The organism is Sphaerisporangium rubeum (assembly GCF_014207705.1).
GTDB classification, from domain to species: Bacteria; Actinomycetota; Actinomycetes; order Streptosporangiales; family Streptosporangiaceae; genus Sphaerisporangium; species Sphaerisporangium rubeum.
This window is the reverse complement of the sequence record NZ_JACHIU010000001.1, coordinates 90,518-104,374: the sequence shown is the minus strand read 5'-3', so window position 1 is coordinate 104,374 and position 13,857 is coordinate 90,518. Positions and strand designations below refer to the sequence as shown.

Below are 13,857 nucleotides of genomic sequence, written 5' to 3'. Positions count from 1 at the left end.
GTCAGGAGGTGAACTCCTTGGCGACCAGCTCGGCGATCTCGGCGGTGTTCAGCGCGGCACCCTTACGCAGGTTGTCGCCGCAGACGAACATGTCGAGCGTGTTCGGGAAGTCGAGCGCCTGCCTGATGCGGCCCACGTAGGTCGGGTCGGTGCCGACCACGTCGGCCGGCGTCGGGAACACGCCGTTCTCCGGGTCGTCGAGCACGACCACCGTCGGCGCCGCCTCCAGCACCGCGCGCGCGTCCGCGAGCGTCACGGGGCCGGCGAAGGTCGCGTGCACCGCCAGGGAGTGGGTGGTGACCACGGGGACCCGCACGCAAGTGGCGGAGACCTTCAGGTCGGGGATGCCGAGGATCTTGCGGGACTCGTTGCGGACCTTGAGCTCCTCGGAGAACCAGCCGTCCCCCTTGTACGACCCCGCGGCCGGCACCACGTTGAGCGCCAGCGGCGCGGGGAACGGCGAGTCCACCACGTCGGGCACGGTCTTGCGCACGTCACCGGCCACGGTGCCGAGCGTGCGGTTACCGGCGATCGCCTCGATCTCGTCGTACAGCCGCTCGGGCCCGACGACGCCGGCCCCCGAGACGGCCTGGTAGGACGCCACGACCAGCTCGGTCAGGCCGTACACCCTGTGCAGCGCGCCGAGGGCCGCCATCATCGACAGCGTGGTGCAGTTGGGATTGGAGATGATGCCCTTGGGCCTGGCGGCCACCTGCTCGGGGTTGCACTCCGGCACCACGAGCGGCACGTCGGGGTCCATGCGGAACGCGCCGGAGTTGTCCACCACGACCGCGCCGCGGGACGCCGCCACCGGGGCCCACTCGGCGGACACCTCGTCGGGGACGTCGAACATCGCGACGTCCACGCCGTCGAACGCCTCGGGGGTCAGCGCGACCACCGCGACGTCCTCACCGCGCACCCGCAGCAGCTTGCCTGCCGAGCGCGCCGACGCGATCAGCCTGATCTCACCCCATACGTCGGGCCGGCCCGACAGGATGTCCAGCATCACCGTGCCGACGGCGCCGGTCGCGCCGACGACGGCCAGGGTGGGCTTGCGCTCGCTCATCGGCCGGTACCTCCGTACACCACGGCCTCGACCTGGTCGGCGTCGAGATCGAACGCGGCGTGCGCGGCGGCGACCGCGGCGTCCACTTCGTTCTGACCGACGATGACCGAGATGCGGATCTCCGATGTGGAGATCATCTCGATGTTGACCCCGGCGTCCGCGAGCGCGCCGAAGAACTTCGCGGTGACCCCGGGGTGGGAACGCATGCCGGCGCCGACGAGCGACACCTTGCCGATCTGGTCGTCGAACAGGATCTTCTCGAACCCGATCTGCTCCTGGATGCGCTTGAGCGCGGTGACCGCGACCGTGCCGTCCGCGGACGGCAGCGTGAACGAGATGTCGGTGCGGGCCGTGGCCGCCGCCGAGATGTTCTGCACGATCATGTCGATGTTGATCTCGGCGTCGGCCAGCGTGCGGAAGATCGCAGCCGCTTCCCCCACCTTGTCGGGGACGCCGACCACTGTGATCTTCGCCTCGCTCCGGTCGTGCGCGACACCGGAGATGATCGGCTGTTCCATCTCGTTTCCCTCATCAGTGTTGTGGACGGAGACGACCCACGTGCCTTCCTTGTTGCTGAACGAGCTGCGAACATGGATCGGCAGGTCGAAACGGCGTGCGTACTCCACGCACCGCAGGTGGAGGATCTTGGCGCCGCAGGCGGCCATCTCCATGGCCTCCTCATAGGAGATGCGCGGGATCTGGCGCGCGGCCCCGACGATGCGGGGGTCGGCGGTGAAGATGCCGTCGACGTCGGTGTAGATCTCGCAGACGTCGGCGCCGAGCGCCGCCGCGAGCGCGACGGCCGTGGTGTCCGACCCGCCGCGGCCGAGCGTGGTGATGTCCTTGGTGTCCTGCGAGACGCCTTGGAAGCCCGCGACGATCGCGATCTGGCCGCTGTTCAGCGCCTCCTGGATGCGGCCGGGGGTCACGTCGATGATGCGCGCCTTGCCGTGTGTCGAGTCGGTGATCACACCGGCCTGGGAGCCGGTGAACGACCGCGCCTGGTGGCCGAGGTTGGCGATGGCCATGGCGAGCAGCGCCATGGAGATGCGCTCACCCGCCGTCAGCAGCATGTCGAGCTCACGGCCCGGTGGCAGCGGCGACACCTGCTGGGCCAGATCGAGCAGCTCGTCAGTCGTGTCCCCCATGGCGGAGACGATCACCACGACGTCGTTGCCGGCTTTTTTCGTCGCGACGATCCGCTGGGCGACCCGCTTGATGCGGGCGGCGTCGGCGACGGACGAACCACCGTACTTCTGGACAACGAGCGCCACGGGATGTCTCCCCAAGGGTTCAGACAGCGGAGCTCACAGTCTATCGACGCGCCTGGAAGGGCCGAATCGAATAACCACCATGTGGACGGTTCAGGCGATTGTGGACTCTTCCACCACGTCAAGACGCGCATGGGCCACCAGCGCCTGCAGGGCCCGCATGGCCGCGCCGGCGTGGTTGCCCCACGTGTTGAAGTACGAGAACTGCCACCACCACAGGGCCTCAAGCGGCCGGCCGGCGCGGTAGTGGCCAAGGCCGTGCACGAGGTCCGCGGCGACGGCCGCGAGATCGTCCGACAGGCGGTACGGCGTGACGACCGTGTCCTTGTAGGGGTCGAACACCTCGGCGTAGTCGTCGACCTCGCCGAGACGCGTGGCGAGCGCCGTACGCACACCGTCGAGGTCGGGATCAGGGCCGGTGGCCGGCTCGAAATTGCCCTGCAGGATCACGTCCTCGGCCGCGCCGAGCTGTGAACCGGCCAGGCTGACCTGAGAGACCTCGACAAGCAACATGGGGAGTATGGCGTCGCCGCCCTCACCACCCGCGAGCCGCGTCAGGCCGTCGAGGTAATTCTGTGCGTGTGCCGCGACGCGATCGGCGAGCGACTTCCACTCGTCAGACATCCAGCAGTCTCCGTCCTTCGAAAGCGCGGCCCAGTGTGACCTCGTCTGCGTATTCGAGGTCGCCGCCCACGGGCAGTCCGCTGGCCAATCGTGTCACTTTCAAACCCATCGGTTTGACCAGCCTGGCGAGATAGGTCGCCGTCGCCTCGCCCTCGAGGTTGGGGTCCGTGGCGATGATCAGCTCGGTGACCTGGCCGTCCGCCAGCCGTGTCATCAGCTCGCGTATGCGCAGATCGTCCGGACCGACGCCTTCGATCGGACTGATCGCGCCGCCGAGCACGTGGTAACGGCCACGGAACTCGCGGGTCTTCTCGATGGCGACGACGTCCTTGGACTCCTCCACCACGCAGATGACGTGGGGATCGCGGCGGACGTCCCGGCAGATGCGGCACTCCTCCTCGGCCGCGACGTTGCCGCAGACCCGGCAGAAGCGGACCTTCTCCTTGACCTCCAGCAGCGCGTGCGCGAGCCGCTTCACGTCCGCGGGATCGGCGGCCAGCAGGTGGAACGCGATGCGCTGCGCGCTCTTGGGGCCGACGCCGGGGAGCAGGCCGAGCTCGTCGATGAGGTTCTGGACGACGCCTTCGTACATGGCCGCTAGAACCCCGGCAGTTGGAGGCCGCCCCCGCCGAGCCCCTGCGCCAGTGGCCCGAGCTTCTGCTGCTGCAACTCGCCGGCGGCCCGTACCGCGTCCCGTACCGCGGCGATCACCAGGTCGGCGATCGTGTCCGCCGTCTCCTGCGGGTCCCCCTGATCGACCGCCGCCGGGCTGATCTTCAGCTCCAGCAGCTCACCCCCGCCGTTGACCGTGGCGACCACCAGCCCGCCACCCGCCGACCCCTCGACCTCGGCGTCGTTCAGCTCCTGCTGAGCCGTAGCGAGCTGCTGCTGCATGAGCTGCGCCTGCTCCAGCAACTGCTGGAGATTCACATCACCTGGATTCACGATCGTGCGCTCCTCATGACTTCCGCGTGTCCCCCGAGCCTACGGCGTCACGCACCCCCACCGCACCGCCACACCCCACCATGTGGACGAAGCGGGGGACGGTCAGTCGACCTCGTCGATGATCGTGCCGCCGAGTTCGCGCTGCACCAGAGCCATGCCGCTGAGATGGCCGGTGTCGGTGTCGGCGTCGGGGTCGGCATCGTCGGTCTCCGCGCCGGTGGCCGTGGACCGTCCGGGGACCGCGTCCGGCCATCCCGCCGCACCGGTCTTGCGCGGACGGCTCTGCACCGCCTGAGCGGCGGTGAAACCGGAACCCGCAGCGGGGCCGGGCCCTTCGTCGTCCGACGGCGCGTCGGGCCAGGACTCGTCCACCGGAGGAGGCGCCTGGGTCCTGACAGGCGCAGGCGCGGCTCGTTGCGGCTGCGGAGCCGGCGCCGGACGGGGCTGCCGCACCGCCTGCGCCGGCGCGGCCGGAGCAGGCGCCGCGCCACCTCCGTTGCCGAGCACCGCCTCGACCCGCCAGGTCCCGCCGAGCACCTCGCCGAGCACCGTCGCGACCACACTGTCCTTGCCGCCGTTGACGAAGTACCGCTGCGCGCCGACCTGGGTGTACGCGAGCGTGACGAGATCACCCTCGACCCCGGCGACCCGAGCGTGCGTGTTGACGTTCGACCAGACGGCGGGGGATCGCTGCCTGAGCGCTTCGAGGACCTGCGGCCAGGCCTGCTGGACCGCGCCGCCGCCGGTCCCGGCCCGCGCAGGCGCAGCGGCGGGGACGTCATCAGGCCGCGCCTGCGCACCGGCGCGCGTGGCCGCGGGCCAGTCACCGGCACGTGAGGCGTCGGTCTCGGCCCTGGGCTCGGCCACCGACGCAGCGGGCTCGGCCCCGCCGGTCCGCGCCGGAGGCGGCGGCACCGTCACCTCCTGCGGCCGCACCACCGTGGCGGCCTGCGGCTGCGCCAACCCGGCGTCACCCGCCACAGGAGAGGCCGCGCGCGGCGTGGCCGCCGCCACCCCTCCGCGCTCCAGCCGCTCCAACCGGGCCAGCAGCGCCGACTCCCCCTGCGCCGCACCGGGAAGCAGCACCCGCGCGCACATCAGCTCCAGCAGCAACCGAGGGGAGGTGGCCCCCCGCATCTCGGTCAGCCCCGAGTTGAACACCTCGGCGGCCCGCGTCAGCTCCGCCGGCCCCATGGACGCGGCCTGCGCGGCGAGCCGCTCCAGCTCGTCCCCCGGCCGGTCCAGCAATCCACTACCCGCCGCGTCGGGAACGTTCGCGAGCACCACGAGATCGCGGAACCGTTCCAGCAGATCCATGGCGAACCGTCGTGGATCGTGCCCTCCCTCGATCACCCGGTGCACGGCGCCGAAAACCCGGCCACCGTCACGCGCCGCGAACGCCGCGATCATCTCGTCGAGCAGATCGCCATCGGTGTACCCCAGCAGCGAAACGGCCCGCGCGTACGTGATCCCCGCGTCGTCCGCCCCCGCGAGCAGCTGGTCGAGAATCGACAGCGAATCACGCGCCGACCCCGCTCCGGCCCGCACGACCAGCGGCAGCGCCGCCGCCTCGTACGGCACCGACTCCGACCGCAGGATCTCCTCCAGCAGCCCCCGCAACGTCCCCGGCGGCATCAACCGGAACGGATAGTGGTGCGTGCGGGACTTGATGGTCCCGATGACCTTCTCCGGCTCGGTCGTCGCGAACACGAACTTCAGGTGCGGCGGCGGCTCCTCGACGAGCTTGAGCAGCGCGTTGAACCCTTCACGGGTCACCATGTGCGCCTCGTCGATGATGTAGATCTTGAACCGCGCGGACACCGGCGCGAAGAACGCGCGCTCCCGCAGATCACGCGCGTCGTCCACACCCCCGTGCGACGCCGCGTCGATCTCGATCACATCGAGGTGCCCCGCCCCCGTAGGAGCCAGCGCCACACACGACTCACACTCGCCGCACGGATCAGGCGTGGGCCCCTTCTCGCAGTTCAGCGACCGCGCCAAGATGCGCGCACTGGACGTCTTGCCGCACCCACGCGGCCCGCTGAAAAGGTAGGCATGATTGATCCGCCCCGTGCTGAGCGCCTGCCGCAACGGATCGGTGACGTGCTCCTGCCCCTTGACCTCCGCGAACGTCCCAGGGCGGTATTTACGGTAGAGGGCGAGACTCATGCCGTCTCCTCGCCTAGGGGCCGGAGTGTCAACCGCCGAAGAGCCGCACCGTCCCGCGCTCGCTGACCCCCGCGACGCCCCATCACACGCGACACCGCCCCGGTTCTCCGGCGAAAAGACCCCTCGCACACCCGCCAGAGCCCGCTTATCCTTGCTGCCTTCCGGCCCTGGGGAGGTTCACAGGATGACGCCATGCGAGGGGTCCTGAGACAGTCTAGCCCCGCCGGCCACCACTCGCTGCCGTCCCGCGACGAATCTCCTCCCCACTCATCCCCGCCGATTCCCCGCGAATCCCTGGTCTCCACCGCCCCCGAAGTCCGGTAAGCTTCTCGGCGGAGGATTCGCCTAGTTGGCCTAGGGCGCACGCTTGGAAAGCGTGTTGGGGGCAACCCCTCAGGAGTTCGAATCTCCTATCCTCCGCGCTTGGTTGAGCAGCAAGAACACGCAAGGCCCCGGACCGATCCAGCCGGGGCCTTCGTGCTGTCCGGGCCCATGTCACCTGTCCGCGACGCCGGCGAAGCATCTTTCCCGCGATTGACCAGGTCCGGACGATGTCGCCAGAGTTGTGCGGGTGGACACGCCTGAGAATGTGCCCCGGAGCCGAGGAGTTGTCGTTCGGCGACGACCCCGACCAGGAGCCTTGGTTACGCCGGTGGGTGGCCGCACATCGGAAGGTCCTGGCGATCGGCACGGCCACCATCGTCCTGCTCGCGCTGATCGCCGGCGGCGGATGGCATCTGTACCAGCAGTCCAGGAAGCCACTGCCACCGCCGGCCGTCGCACTGCCGGAGCAGACCCGTTTCATCGTGTGGTTGTGCCAGGAGGAGATCTGTCCCGGCCCGGGGACACCGCGACCCGGTGACGTGAGGCGAGTGGAAACGGCTCTGCGGTCGATGCCGGAGGTCGTTTCCATCAAGTTCTCAAGGAACCGATCTCAGGGGTCGCAGCACCCCGGCACGATCATGGACCCTGCCACTGGACACGGGATCGGTCCTGTGTTCTTCGATGCGTTCGACGGCAGATTGCGCCGCTCGTCGGACTTTCCGGCAGTGGCGGCGAAGCTGAAGGGGATGGCCGTAGCGCAACGCCTGTCCACGGACTTCTGGTTCGGCAAGGCCGATGTCACGGTGACTCTCTGCGGCACCAGCGCCGACGAGGCTTGTTCGCCGTTCCTGATCCACGACATGACCGAGGAGCAGAAGCAGGCGGTACTCGATCGGATCCGGGAGATCGACGGAGTGCGGCAGGTCTATTACGAGGACAGACAACACGCGTTGACCCTCCAGCAGCACTACCACCCAGAGACAAGCAGATCCGACCCGCCGTTGATCCTTGCCGCCATGAAAGAGACCTACCGAGTGAAGATGAGCGGACCGGACGCGGTCCGGCGTCTCCAGCAGGCGCTCAACGGAGTTCCCGGGGTCGAGTCGGTCATGTCCGTCGCCCCCTTCGCGTACTGACGAGGCAGGCAGGGCCACGCCGATCTCGTGATCTCATGGGCCCGTGGACGTCGCATGAGGCGCGGGACGCTGCACCGGGCAGGTGGGGATGAGGGCGAGGGTGAGGCCGGCGGTGGTGGCGGCGGTCAGGGTGAGGGCGGCCAGGAGGGGGGCTCGGGCTTTGGTGAGGTCTTTCAGCCAGGTGGCGGTGGACATCACGGGGGTGCTGCGGTGGAAGTACGAAGGGGGTGGGAGGTCTGGTGGCATTTCGGTCTCCCCGTCGACGGTGTCGGTGATCAGCGGGGAAGCTAGCCGCTGCCGGGGGTCGAGTTCATGATCACTCGCGGGAGGAGTGGGGTTTCTTGGGGTTTGCGGGGGAGTGGTTGGCGGAGTTAGGGGGATGAGCTGGGGAAACGCTGAGGTTTGCATGATCGATTGGTTGGGGGGAACTCAGGAGGGGGATCACCCGGCCAGCGGGTTGGACATAAGGGGTTCAGGGCGATGGACTTCAGGGACAATGTCGATCTCGATGCCTCACAGGTCGAGAACCGCGGGGGTGGCGGCATCGGCAGAGGCGGCATCGCCATCGGTGGCGGTGCCGCGGGGATCATCGCGCTGATCGCGGCGCTGCTGTTCGGGGTGAACCCCGGAGACATCATGGGAGGCGGCGGGAGCGACCCGGGGGCGGTGCAGCCTTCGTCCGATCTGGCGGACAAGTGCAAGACAGGGGCGGACGCCGACCAGTCCGAGGAGTGCCGGGTGGTCGGCATCGTGAACAGCATCCAGGAGTACTGGAGCGGCGCGCTCGACAAGGAGGCGTCGGGGAGCTACACGCCGGCGAAGACCGTGTTGTTCTCCCAGGCGGTCGACACGGGATGCGGGCAGGCCAGCTCGCAGGTGGGGCCGTTCTACTGCCCGAACGACCAGAAGGTGTACCTGGACCTGACCTTCTTCGACGAACTGCAGAGCCGGTTCGGGGCCAAGGGCGGGCCGTTCGCGCAGGCGTACGTCATCGCGCACGAGTACGGACACCACGTGCAGAACCTGCTCGGCGCCATGGAACGCGCGCAGGGCGACCAGCAGGGACCGGAAAGCGGGTCGGTACGGCTGGAGCTGCAGGCGGACTGTTACGCCGGAGTGTGGTCGAAGAACGCGGTGAACACGGGTTTCTACGAGAAGGACTTCACCAAGACCGAGATCCAGGAGGCGCTCGACGCGGCCGCGGCCGTCGGCGACGACCGGATCCAGGAGCGCAGTCAGGGCCGCGTCGATCCCGAGGCGTTCACGCATGGCACGTCGGAGCAGCGGATGAAGTGGTTCACCAGGGGCTACGAGTCGGGTGCGCCGGACCGGTGCGACACGTTCGCCGGTGATATCTGACCCAGCGCGAGGTCATCGGCGACCCATCGGCACGGCTGATACTCGAACCTCTCTTAAACTGACTAGCGTGATCTTTAAGTCAGTCGGCGAAGGACGCCCTTACCCAGAGCACGGCCTTTCGCATCGCGAATGGGCACAGATACCGCCGCGCCAGGTGCGGCTGGACACGCTGATCACCACCAAGGCCGTGCTCGACCTGCACTCTCTCCTCGCCAAGGACTCCACGTTCTACGGCGACCTGTTCCCCCACGTCGTGCAGTGGCGCGGCGAGATGTACCTCGAGGACGGCCTGCACCGCGCGCTGCGGGCGGCGCTGCACCAGCGTTCGGTGCTGCACGCGCGGGTCCTGGACGTCGACGCGTCCGCCGAGCAGGGACCCGGCAGCGAATGAGTCGCGTACACCGAAGGTAAAAGAGTCCCCGTCCCGCCTCCCCGCCTGTCTCCCGCTTCCTAAGCTGCCACCGTCGCAGGGGCGACACTGAACCGAGACCTCGGGCGGATACCAATGCGAGATGTGACGCAGATCGTGGCGCAGGTCCGTGAAGAGCTCGCCGGAGAGCTGCGCGACAGGGTGCGGAGCCGGCTTCACGAGCAGTCCGCGGACTGGCTTGTCGACCAGCTCATGGCGCTGGTGCTGCGGCCGGAGGACACCGTGTACACCATCCCGCGGCAGGTCCCGCGCGGCCCGGCCGCCGGTGAGGGCCTGCCTTTCCTTCCTCCCTGCGATGACGACGTCACGCCGACACCCCCCGAGGGGGACGGCGACGACCCCACCCGCGGCTGACCGTCCTCGGGCCGCCGGAGTCGCCCCGTCAGGTGGGTCCCTCCGGGGCGACGGAGCATCGGTGCCCGCGACCGGCGATCAGCGACCGCCGCGTTTCTTGTGTTTACCACCGCTGTGCTTTTTGTGGTGCCCGCTGCCGTGTTTCTTGTGTTTGGCGCTGTGCTTCTTGTGCTTTCCGCTGTGGTGCCTCTTGTGCTTCTTGTTCTTGTGGCCGCTGCTCTTGCAGCGACCGTTGCGACAGGGAGCCTGCGGAACGGCTTCAGAAACATAGGAGACCGCGGTGGCGGACGGGCTCGTGGTGGAGGCCGCGGCGGCGTTGAGCGCCAGCGCACCTGGGATCACCAGGGCGGAGGCCACCAGTGCGCCTGCGGCGAGAGTGTGTCTGAGCATAGGAGATCACTCCGAATCGAGTGGTCGGCCACGGGATTTACCGGGCGCTCGGCGCACCATTCTCAGTATGACGTGAAAACGGTGCGGAAATGTCCAATATCACCTTAAGGCGGGCGAATCCAACGAAGGGCTTGGCCGCGGCAAAGCCTTGGTCGCGGCGTGCGTCGGAAATTCTTCGTTCCAAAGGGCATTCACCGGACGCGGAGAGGGAACGCGCGGAGCGCTAATTCGCTTGACGCCGCCGTCCTCTCCTGGAAAGCCTTGCCCGGTGCTGGTACGACGAGAGACCCCCGCCGACGTCCCCGAGATCCATGCCGTCCACCTCGCCGCCTTCGCCGCCGCGTACGCTCCGGACACGGTCCCGCCGGAGGCCGGACTGGTGGACGCGCTGCGCGCCTGCGACGCGTGGCTCCCCGAACTGTCCCTGGTCGCGCAAGACCCGGACGGGACGGTGATCGGCCACGTCGTGTGCACGCGGGCCCATGTGGGCACCCGGCCCGTGCTCGGGCTCGGCCCGCTCGGCGTGCTCCCCGCACGGCAGCGCGAAGGCACCGGCCACGCGCTCATGCACGCGGTGCTCGGAGCGGCGGACGCGCTCGGCGAGCCCCTGGTCGTACTGCTCGGCCACCAGGACTATTACCCGCGCTTCGGCTTCCGCCCCGCGGCCGACCTCGGCGTCACACCGCCGGTCCCCGCCTGGGCCCCGCACTTCCAGGCCCGCACGCTCACGACCCATACCCCGGACCTGCGTGGCCCCTTCACCTACGCCGCACCGTTCCAGGACCTGTGACCAGATGAGACGACGAAGGGCCTCGTGAACCGGTCGCGCCCGGTCTCGAGGCCCTTCGTCGCTGGCGGTGGAGGTGGGATTTGAACCCACGGATAGGTTGCCCCATCACACGCTTTCGAGGCGTGCGCCCTCGGCCACTAGGCGACTCCACCGCCGAGCAGCCTACCGGATCCGCCCCCCGCTTCGCGCACGACCTATGTCCGGCCTGTAGAAAAAAGCGAAGAATACGGTGATTCAGCCGCGTCGCTCGGCGAAGAAGTCCCGCAGGAGGGAAGCGCACTCGGCGGCGAGCACACCGGCGATCACCTCGGGACGGTGGTTGAGACGCCGGTCGCGCACCACGTCCCACAGGGAGCCGACGGCCCCCGCCTTCTCGTCCACCGCGCCGTACACCACGCGGTCCACCCGGGAGAGCACCGCGGCCCCCGCGCACATCGTGCAGGGCTCCAGTGTCACCACGAGCGTGCAGCCGGACAGGCGCCACCCGCCGAGCGAGCGTGCCGCGGCGCGCAGCGCCAGCACCTCGGCGTGCGCGGTCGGATCGGCCGTGCCCTCACGATCGTTGCCGGCCTCGGCGAGGACCTCCCCCGACGGGCCCACGACGACCGCACCCACCGGGACCTCGTCGCGTACGGCCGCGAGTGCCGCCTGCGCGAGAGCCCGCCGCATGGGCTCCTCGAACCCGGTCGCCGTCGTGCTCACCGGAATTTCGGTCCTGCCCTAACGCAGGCGGTCGAGCTCGTCGGCGAAGGAGAGCTTCTCGGCGATCACCGAGAGAGTGTCGGCCGGGAGGACGCCTTCCTCCATAGCCAGCTCCAGAAGTTCCTCAGGGGACAGCCCGAGGTCGCTCAACAACTCGAAGTCGCCTGCGGGCCGGACGCCGAGATCGGCCTCCTTGTCCGGCACGAGCACCCCGGCCAGCTCGTTGAACAGCTCACCCAGAGGGTCGCCGGCCGCGGCGTGCGCGTCCGACACGAACGCCCTCGGGTCCGTCTCGTCCTCGTAGCGGGCGATGGCGAACCATTCGTCCTCGACCTCGACACACAGGAGGACGAGTTCGTCCCCACTGAGGCCGAGGACCTCCTGGACGGCGTCCCCGAGGTCGTCGGCGATCTCGGCGGTGCCGAGGTCGATCTCGGCACCGCTCCACCCGTCGGGGACACGGACGAAAGCGGCGGCGAACAGAGAACCACGTGAAGGTCTCGAGGGCATGATCGGGGCTCCGAGGTCAGCCTAGGGCTGAGTCGACGGCACGTTCGAAAGGCTGGGAGAAGCCCAGCCGGGCGGCGATGCTGGAAAGCACCTCGTCGGGCAGCAGTTCGAGATCGCCGGACAGAGCGCCGAGCTCCATCTCGTCCAGGCCGAGATCGGCGAAGATCGACAGGTCTCCCGCGGGGAGCACCATGTCGAGTTCTTCCTCCTCGGGCACGGGTACGTCGAGGAACTCAAGAACCTGTTGGGCCAGTGGCCAGTCCCAGGACGCGGTGATGTCGGAGAGGAAGACGTCGACGCGCTCGCCGAAGACCCGTAATGCCACGAAGAAGTCATCCCCCACCGCGACGAGGCCAATCGTGGCACCCATGCTCGGCTGCTGCCTGAGCGCGTGAACAAGGCCGTGGAGGTCCTCGGTGAGGCCCACGGGCAGCATCTCGGCTTCCCACTGGTCATCCTCACGGTAGACCACGATGGCGAAGTCAAGAGCGTCTACGTCTGTCATCTTCACTCCACCGACGCGGTTCTCACAGTTGGCAATGCTCCCAGAATCACTAGGCCCTCGTACGGCGCTCCGGCAAATTGTGATCAAAAACGAGTGGTCAGGCCTCGGGTGCGCATGATGGTCGTTACCGGCCCGCTTGTACCATTCATCGGGTCACAGAGGATACCTTGGCAGCCATGAAGACCCTCGTCGTCGATCATCCGCTCGTCGCGCACAAGCTGACCGCGCTGCGTGACGAGCGAACGGACTCCCCGACGTTCCGCCGGCTCGCCGACGAGCTCGTCACGCTACTCGCGTACGAGGCGACACGTGACGTCAGGGTCGTGGAGACCACCGTGAACACCCCGGTCGCCCCCGCCGACGGTGTACGGCTGGCCCGTCCCGCGCCGCTGGTGGTGCCGATCCTGCGGGCCGGTCTCGGCATGCTCGACGGCATGACCCGCCTGCTGCCGACCGCCGAGGTGGGCTTCCTCGGCATGATCCGCGACGAGGGCACACTGAAGGCGCAGACGTACGCGACGCGGCTCCCCGAGGACATCTCCGGCCGCCAGTGCTACGTGCTCGACCCCATGCTGGCCACCGGCGGCACGCTGGCCGCCGCGATCCGGCTGCTGTTCGAGCGCGGCGCGGAGGACGTGACGGCCATCTGCCTGCTCGCGGCGCCGGAGGGCCTCGCGTACATGGAGAAGGCCCTGGCCGACTTCGCCCCGGTGCGTGTGGTCACCGCGTCGCTGGACGAGCGGCTGAACGAGAACGGCTACATCGTGCCGGGCCTCGGGGACGCCGGGGACCGCCTTTACGGGTCCGTCTGAAACCCTTTTTCCTTCGTTCTCCCGCAGCTTGCCATACGGGTTGTTACATCGCGTCTCTCACTGGGTACTCATAGTGACGAAGACAGTGATCCGTGTCTCCGGCCTCGCGGCCGGGGAGGCACGCCTTGGAGAACTATGGACCATCACCCGGACGGCGAGACCTACGCACAGGTCGAGTCCGTGCTCACGATGGAGTTCGCCGGGGTTCATCCCGCCGCGACCGTGACCCGCTGCATCGAAGCGGCTCACCACGGTGCGATGGAGGTCACCGGGTACGCCTACCCGGGCTTGGTGGAGCGCATCGCGCGCAAGCACCTGCAGGTGCTGGCCGTGATCGCCACCGATCAAGGGTGACGCGGACCGGCATCCTCACCCCTCAAGCAAGACTGGTGGGTCAGGATGCGCTTTACCCGGCCATGTGGCTGGGTAATCTATACGGTGGGTGCAGTGGGTGAGTGGTTAATCGGAGG

18 protein-coding genes, 2 tRNA genes and 1 other RNA gene are annotated in these 13,857 nt (G+C 68.6%); 8 read left to right on the top strand and 13 right to left on the bottom strand.

The window, feature by feature from the left end:
* Position 1: 1 nt before the first annotated feature.
* The 7 genes from BJ992_RS00535 to ffs all read right to left on the bottom strand — a co-directional run bounded on the left by BJ992_RS00535 (position 2) and on the right by ffs (position 6,282).
* Entirely contained in the window at positions 2–1,066 is a 1,065-nt protein-coding gene (locus BJ992_RS00535; protein ID WP_184977983.1) for an aspartate-semialdehyde dehydrogenase, read from the bottom strand.
* On the bottom strand, positions 1,063–2,340 hold the full coding sequence (locus BJ992_RS00530) for an aspartate kinase (RefSeq protein WP_184977982.1): 1,278 nt from the start codon (positions 2,338–2,340) through the stop codon (positions 1,063–1,065). Before BJ992_RS00530 ends, BJ992_RS00535 begins: the two co-directional genes overlap by 4 nt.
* A 90-nt stretch (positions 2,341–2,430) precedes the next feature.
* Positions 2,431–2,961 carry a DUF5063 domain-containing protein gene (locus BJ992_RS00525; protein ID WP_184977981.1) on the bottom strand — a complete coding sequence of 177 codons (531 nt, stop codon included), beginning with the start codon at positions 2,959–2,961 and terminating at the stop codon, positions 2,431–2,433.
* Complete coding sequence (gene recR / locus BJ992_RS00520) at positions 2,954–3,553, bottom strand: recombination mediator RecR (protein WP_184977980.1); 600 nt, start codon at positions 3,551–3,553, stop codon at positions 2,954–2,956. The genes BJ992_RS00525 and recR overlap by 8 nt, the downstream gene beginning before the upstream one ends.
* 5 nt (positions 3,554–3,558) lie before the next feature.
* Positions 3,559–3,906, bottom strand: coding sequence for a YbaB/EbfC family nucleoid-associated protein (locus BJ992_RS00515; protein ID WP_184977979.1), 348 nt, complete (start codon positions 3,904–3,906; stop codon positions 3,559–3,561).
* A 102-nt stretch (positions 3,907–4,008) separates the two neighbouring features.
* Positions 4,009–6,075 carry a DNA polymerase III subunit gamma and tau gene (locus tag BJ992_RS00510; RefSeq protein ID WP_184977978.1) on the bottom strand — a complete coding sequence of 689 codons (2,067 nt, stop codon included), beginning with the start codon at positions 6,073–6,075 and terminating at the stop codon, positions 4,009–4,011.
* Positions 6,076–6,186: 111 nt separating this feature from the next.
* Positions 6,187–6,282, bottom strand: an RNA gene (ffs, locus tag BJ992_RS00505) — signal recognition particle sRNA small type.
* Positions 6,283–6,409: 127 nt separating this feature from the next.
* On the opposite strand from ffs, the gene BJ992_RS00500 reads away from it, so the two are divergent.
* Positions 6,410–6,495 (top strand) — tRNA-Ser (locus BJ992_RS00500).
* A gap of 188 nt (positions 6,496–6,683) precedes the next feature.
* The gene (locus tag BJ992_RS00495; RefSeq protein WP_184977977.1) at positions 6,684–7,535 is read left to right on the top strand and encodes a permease-like cell division protein FtsX; all 852 of its coding nucleotides are present in this window, start codon (positions 6,684–6,686) and stop codon (positions 7,533–7,535) included.
* A gap of 33 nt (positions 7,536–7,568) precedes the next feature.
* On the opposite strand, the gene BJ992_RS00490 is transcribed toward BJ992_RS00495, so the two are convergent.
* A complete protein-coding gene (locus tag BJ992_RS00490) occupies positions 7,569–7,781 on the bottom strand; it encodes a hypothetical protein (RefSeq protein WP_184977976.1) in 213 nt (70 codons plus the stop codon).
* 234 nt (positions 7,782–8,015) lie between these two features.
* Between BJ992_RS00490 and ypfJ the strand changes: the two genes are divergently transcribed.
* From ypfJ to BJ992_RS00475, 3 genes are all read left to right on the top strand, one after another.
* The gene (gene ypfJ, locus BJ992_RS00485) at positions 8,016–8,894 is read left to right on the top strand and encodes a KPN_02809 family neutral zinc metallopeptidase (RefSeq protein WP_184977975.1); all 879 of its coding nucleotides are present in this window, start codon (positions 8,016–8,018) and stop codon (positions 8,892–8,894) included.
* Positions 8,854–9,285 (top strand): type II toxin-antitoxin system VapB family antitoxin, encoded by a 432-nt coding sequence (locus BJ992_RS00480; RefSeq protein WP_425503633.1) that lies wholly within the window; start codon positions 8,854–8,856, stop codon positions 9,283–9,285. The genes ypfJ and BJ992_RS00480 overlap by 41 nt, the downstream gene beginning before the upstream one ends.
* Positions 9,286–9,408: 123 nt before the next feature.
* Positions 9,409–9,678, top strand: coding sequence for a hypothetical protein (locus BJ992_RS00475; protein WP_184977973.1), 270 nt, complete (start codon positions 9,409–9,411; stop codon positions 9,676–9,678).
* A gap of 78 nt (positions 9,679–9,756) precedes the next feature.
* Here BJ992_RS00475 and BJ992_RS00470 read toward each other — a convergent pair whose 3' ends face one another.
* Positions 9,757–10,035, bottom strand: a complete 279-nt coding sequence (locus BJ992_RS00470) for a hypothetical protein (protein ID WP_184977972.1) — start codon at positions 10,033–10,035, stop codon at positions 9,757–9,759.
* Between the two features lie 301 nt (positions 10,036–10,336).
* Between BJ992_RS00470 and BJ992_RS00465 the strand changes: the two genes are divergently transcribed.
* Positions 10,337–10,858: a GNAT family N-acetyltransferase gene (locus BJ992_RS00465; protein WP_184977971.1), complete on the top strand. Its 522-nt coding sequence runs from the start codon at positions 10,337–10,339 to the stop codon at positions 10,856–10,858.
* Between the two features lie 62 nt (positions 10,859–10,920).
* Here the strand turns inward: BJ992_RS00465 and BJ992_RS00460 are convergent.
* From BJ992_RS00460 to BJ992_RS00445, 4 genes are all read right to left on the bottom strand, one after another.
* Positions 10,921–11,010, bottom strand: a tRNA-Ser gene (locus tag BJ992_RS00460).
* Positions 11,011–11,092: 82 nt separating this feature from the next.
* Positions 11,093–11,527, bottom strand: a complete 435-nt coding sequence (tadA, locus tag BJ992_RS00455) for a tRNA adenosine(34) deaminase TadA (RefSeq protein ID WP_184987384.1) — start codon at positions 11,525–11,527, stop codon at positions 11,093–11,095.
* Positions 11,528–11,578: 51 nt separating this feature from the next.
* Entirely contained in the window at positions 11,579–12,070 is a 492-nt protein-coding gene (locus BJ992_RS00450; RefSeq protein WP_184977970.1) for a tRNA adenosine deaminase-associated protein, read from the bottom strand.
* A gap of 16 nt (positions 12,071–12,086) precedes the next feature.
* Entirely contained in the window at positions 12,087–12,575 is a 489-nt protein-coding gene (locus BJ992_RS00445) for a tRNA adenosine deaminase-associated protein (RefSeq protein ID WP_184977969.1), read from the bottom strand.
* A 176-nt stretch (positions 12,576–12,751) separates the two neighbouring features.
* On the opposite strand from BJ992_RS00445, the gene upp reads away from it, so the two are divergent.
* Positions 12,752–13,387 carry a uracil phosphoribosyltransferase gene (upp, locus tag BJ992_RS00440; protein WP_184977968.1) on the top strand — a complete coding sequence of 212 codons (636 nt, stop codon included), beginning with the start codon at positions 12,752–12,754 and terminating at the stop codon, positions 13,385–13,387.
* 135 nt (positions 13,388–13,522) lie between these two features.
* A complete protein-coding gene (locus BJ992_RS00435) occupies positions 13,523–13,741 on the top strand; it encodes a three-helix bundle dimerization domain-containing protein (protein ID WP_184977967.1) in 219 nt (72 codons plus the stop codon).
* Positions 13,742–13,857 lie beyond the last annotated feature (116 nt).

What these genes read in the sequence shown, in the direction of transcription:
- BJ992_RS00510 (WP_184977978.1), bottom strand. Translation starts at nt 6,075, where the DNA reads ATGAGTCTCGCCCTCTACCGTAAATACCGCCCTGGGACGTTCGCGGAG.
- BJ992_RS00445 (WP_184977969.1), bottom strand. Translation starts at nt 12,575, where the DNA reads ATGACAGACGTAGACGCTCTTGACTTCGCCATCGTGGTCTACCGTGAG.
- ypfJ (WP_184977975.1), top strand. Translation starts at nt 8,016, where the DNA reads ATGGACTTCAGGGACAATGTCGATCTCGATGCCTCACAGGTCGAGAAC.
- BJ992_RS00535 (WP_184977983.1), bottom strand. Translation starts at nt 1,066, where the DNA reads ATGAGCGAGCGCAAGCCCACCCTGGCCGTCGTCGGCGCGACCGGCGCC.
- recR (WP_184977980.1), bottom strand. Translation starts at nt 3,553, where the DNA reads ATGTACGAAGGCGTCGTCCAGAACCTCATCGACGAGCTCGGCCTGCTC.
- tadA (WP_184987384.1), bottom strand. Translation starts at nt 11,527, where the DNA reads ATGCGGCGGGCTCTCGCGCAGGCGGCACTCGCGGCCGTACGCGACGAG.
- BJ992_RS00450 (WP_184977970.1), bottom strand. Translation starts at nt 12,070, where the DNA reads ATGCCCTCGAGACCTTCACGTGGTTCTCTGTTCGCCGCCGCTTTCGTC.
- BJ992_RS00435 (WP_184977967.1), top strand. Translation starts at nt 13,523, where the DNA reads ATGGACCATCACCCGGACGGCGAGACCTACGCACAGGTCGAGTCCGTG.
- BJ992_RS00490 (WP_184977976.1), bottom strand. Translation starts at nt 7,781, where the DNA reads ATGCCACCAGACCTCCCACCCCCTTCGTACTTCCACCGCAGCACCCCC.
- upp (WP_184977968.1), top strand. Translation starts at nt 12,752, where the DNA reads ATGAAGACCCTCGTCGTCGATCATCCGCTCGTCGCGCACAAGCTGACC.
- BJ992_RS00525 (WP_184977981.1), bottom strand. Translation starts at nt 2,961, where the DNA reads ATGTCTGACGAGTGGAAGTCGCTCGCCGATCGCGTCGCGGCACACGCA.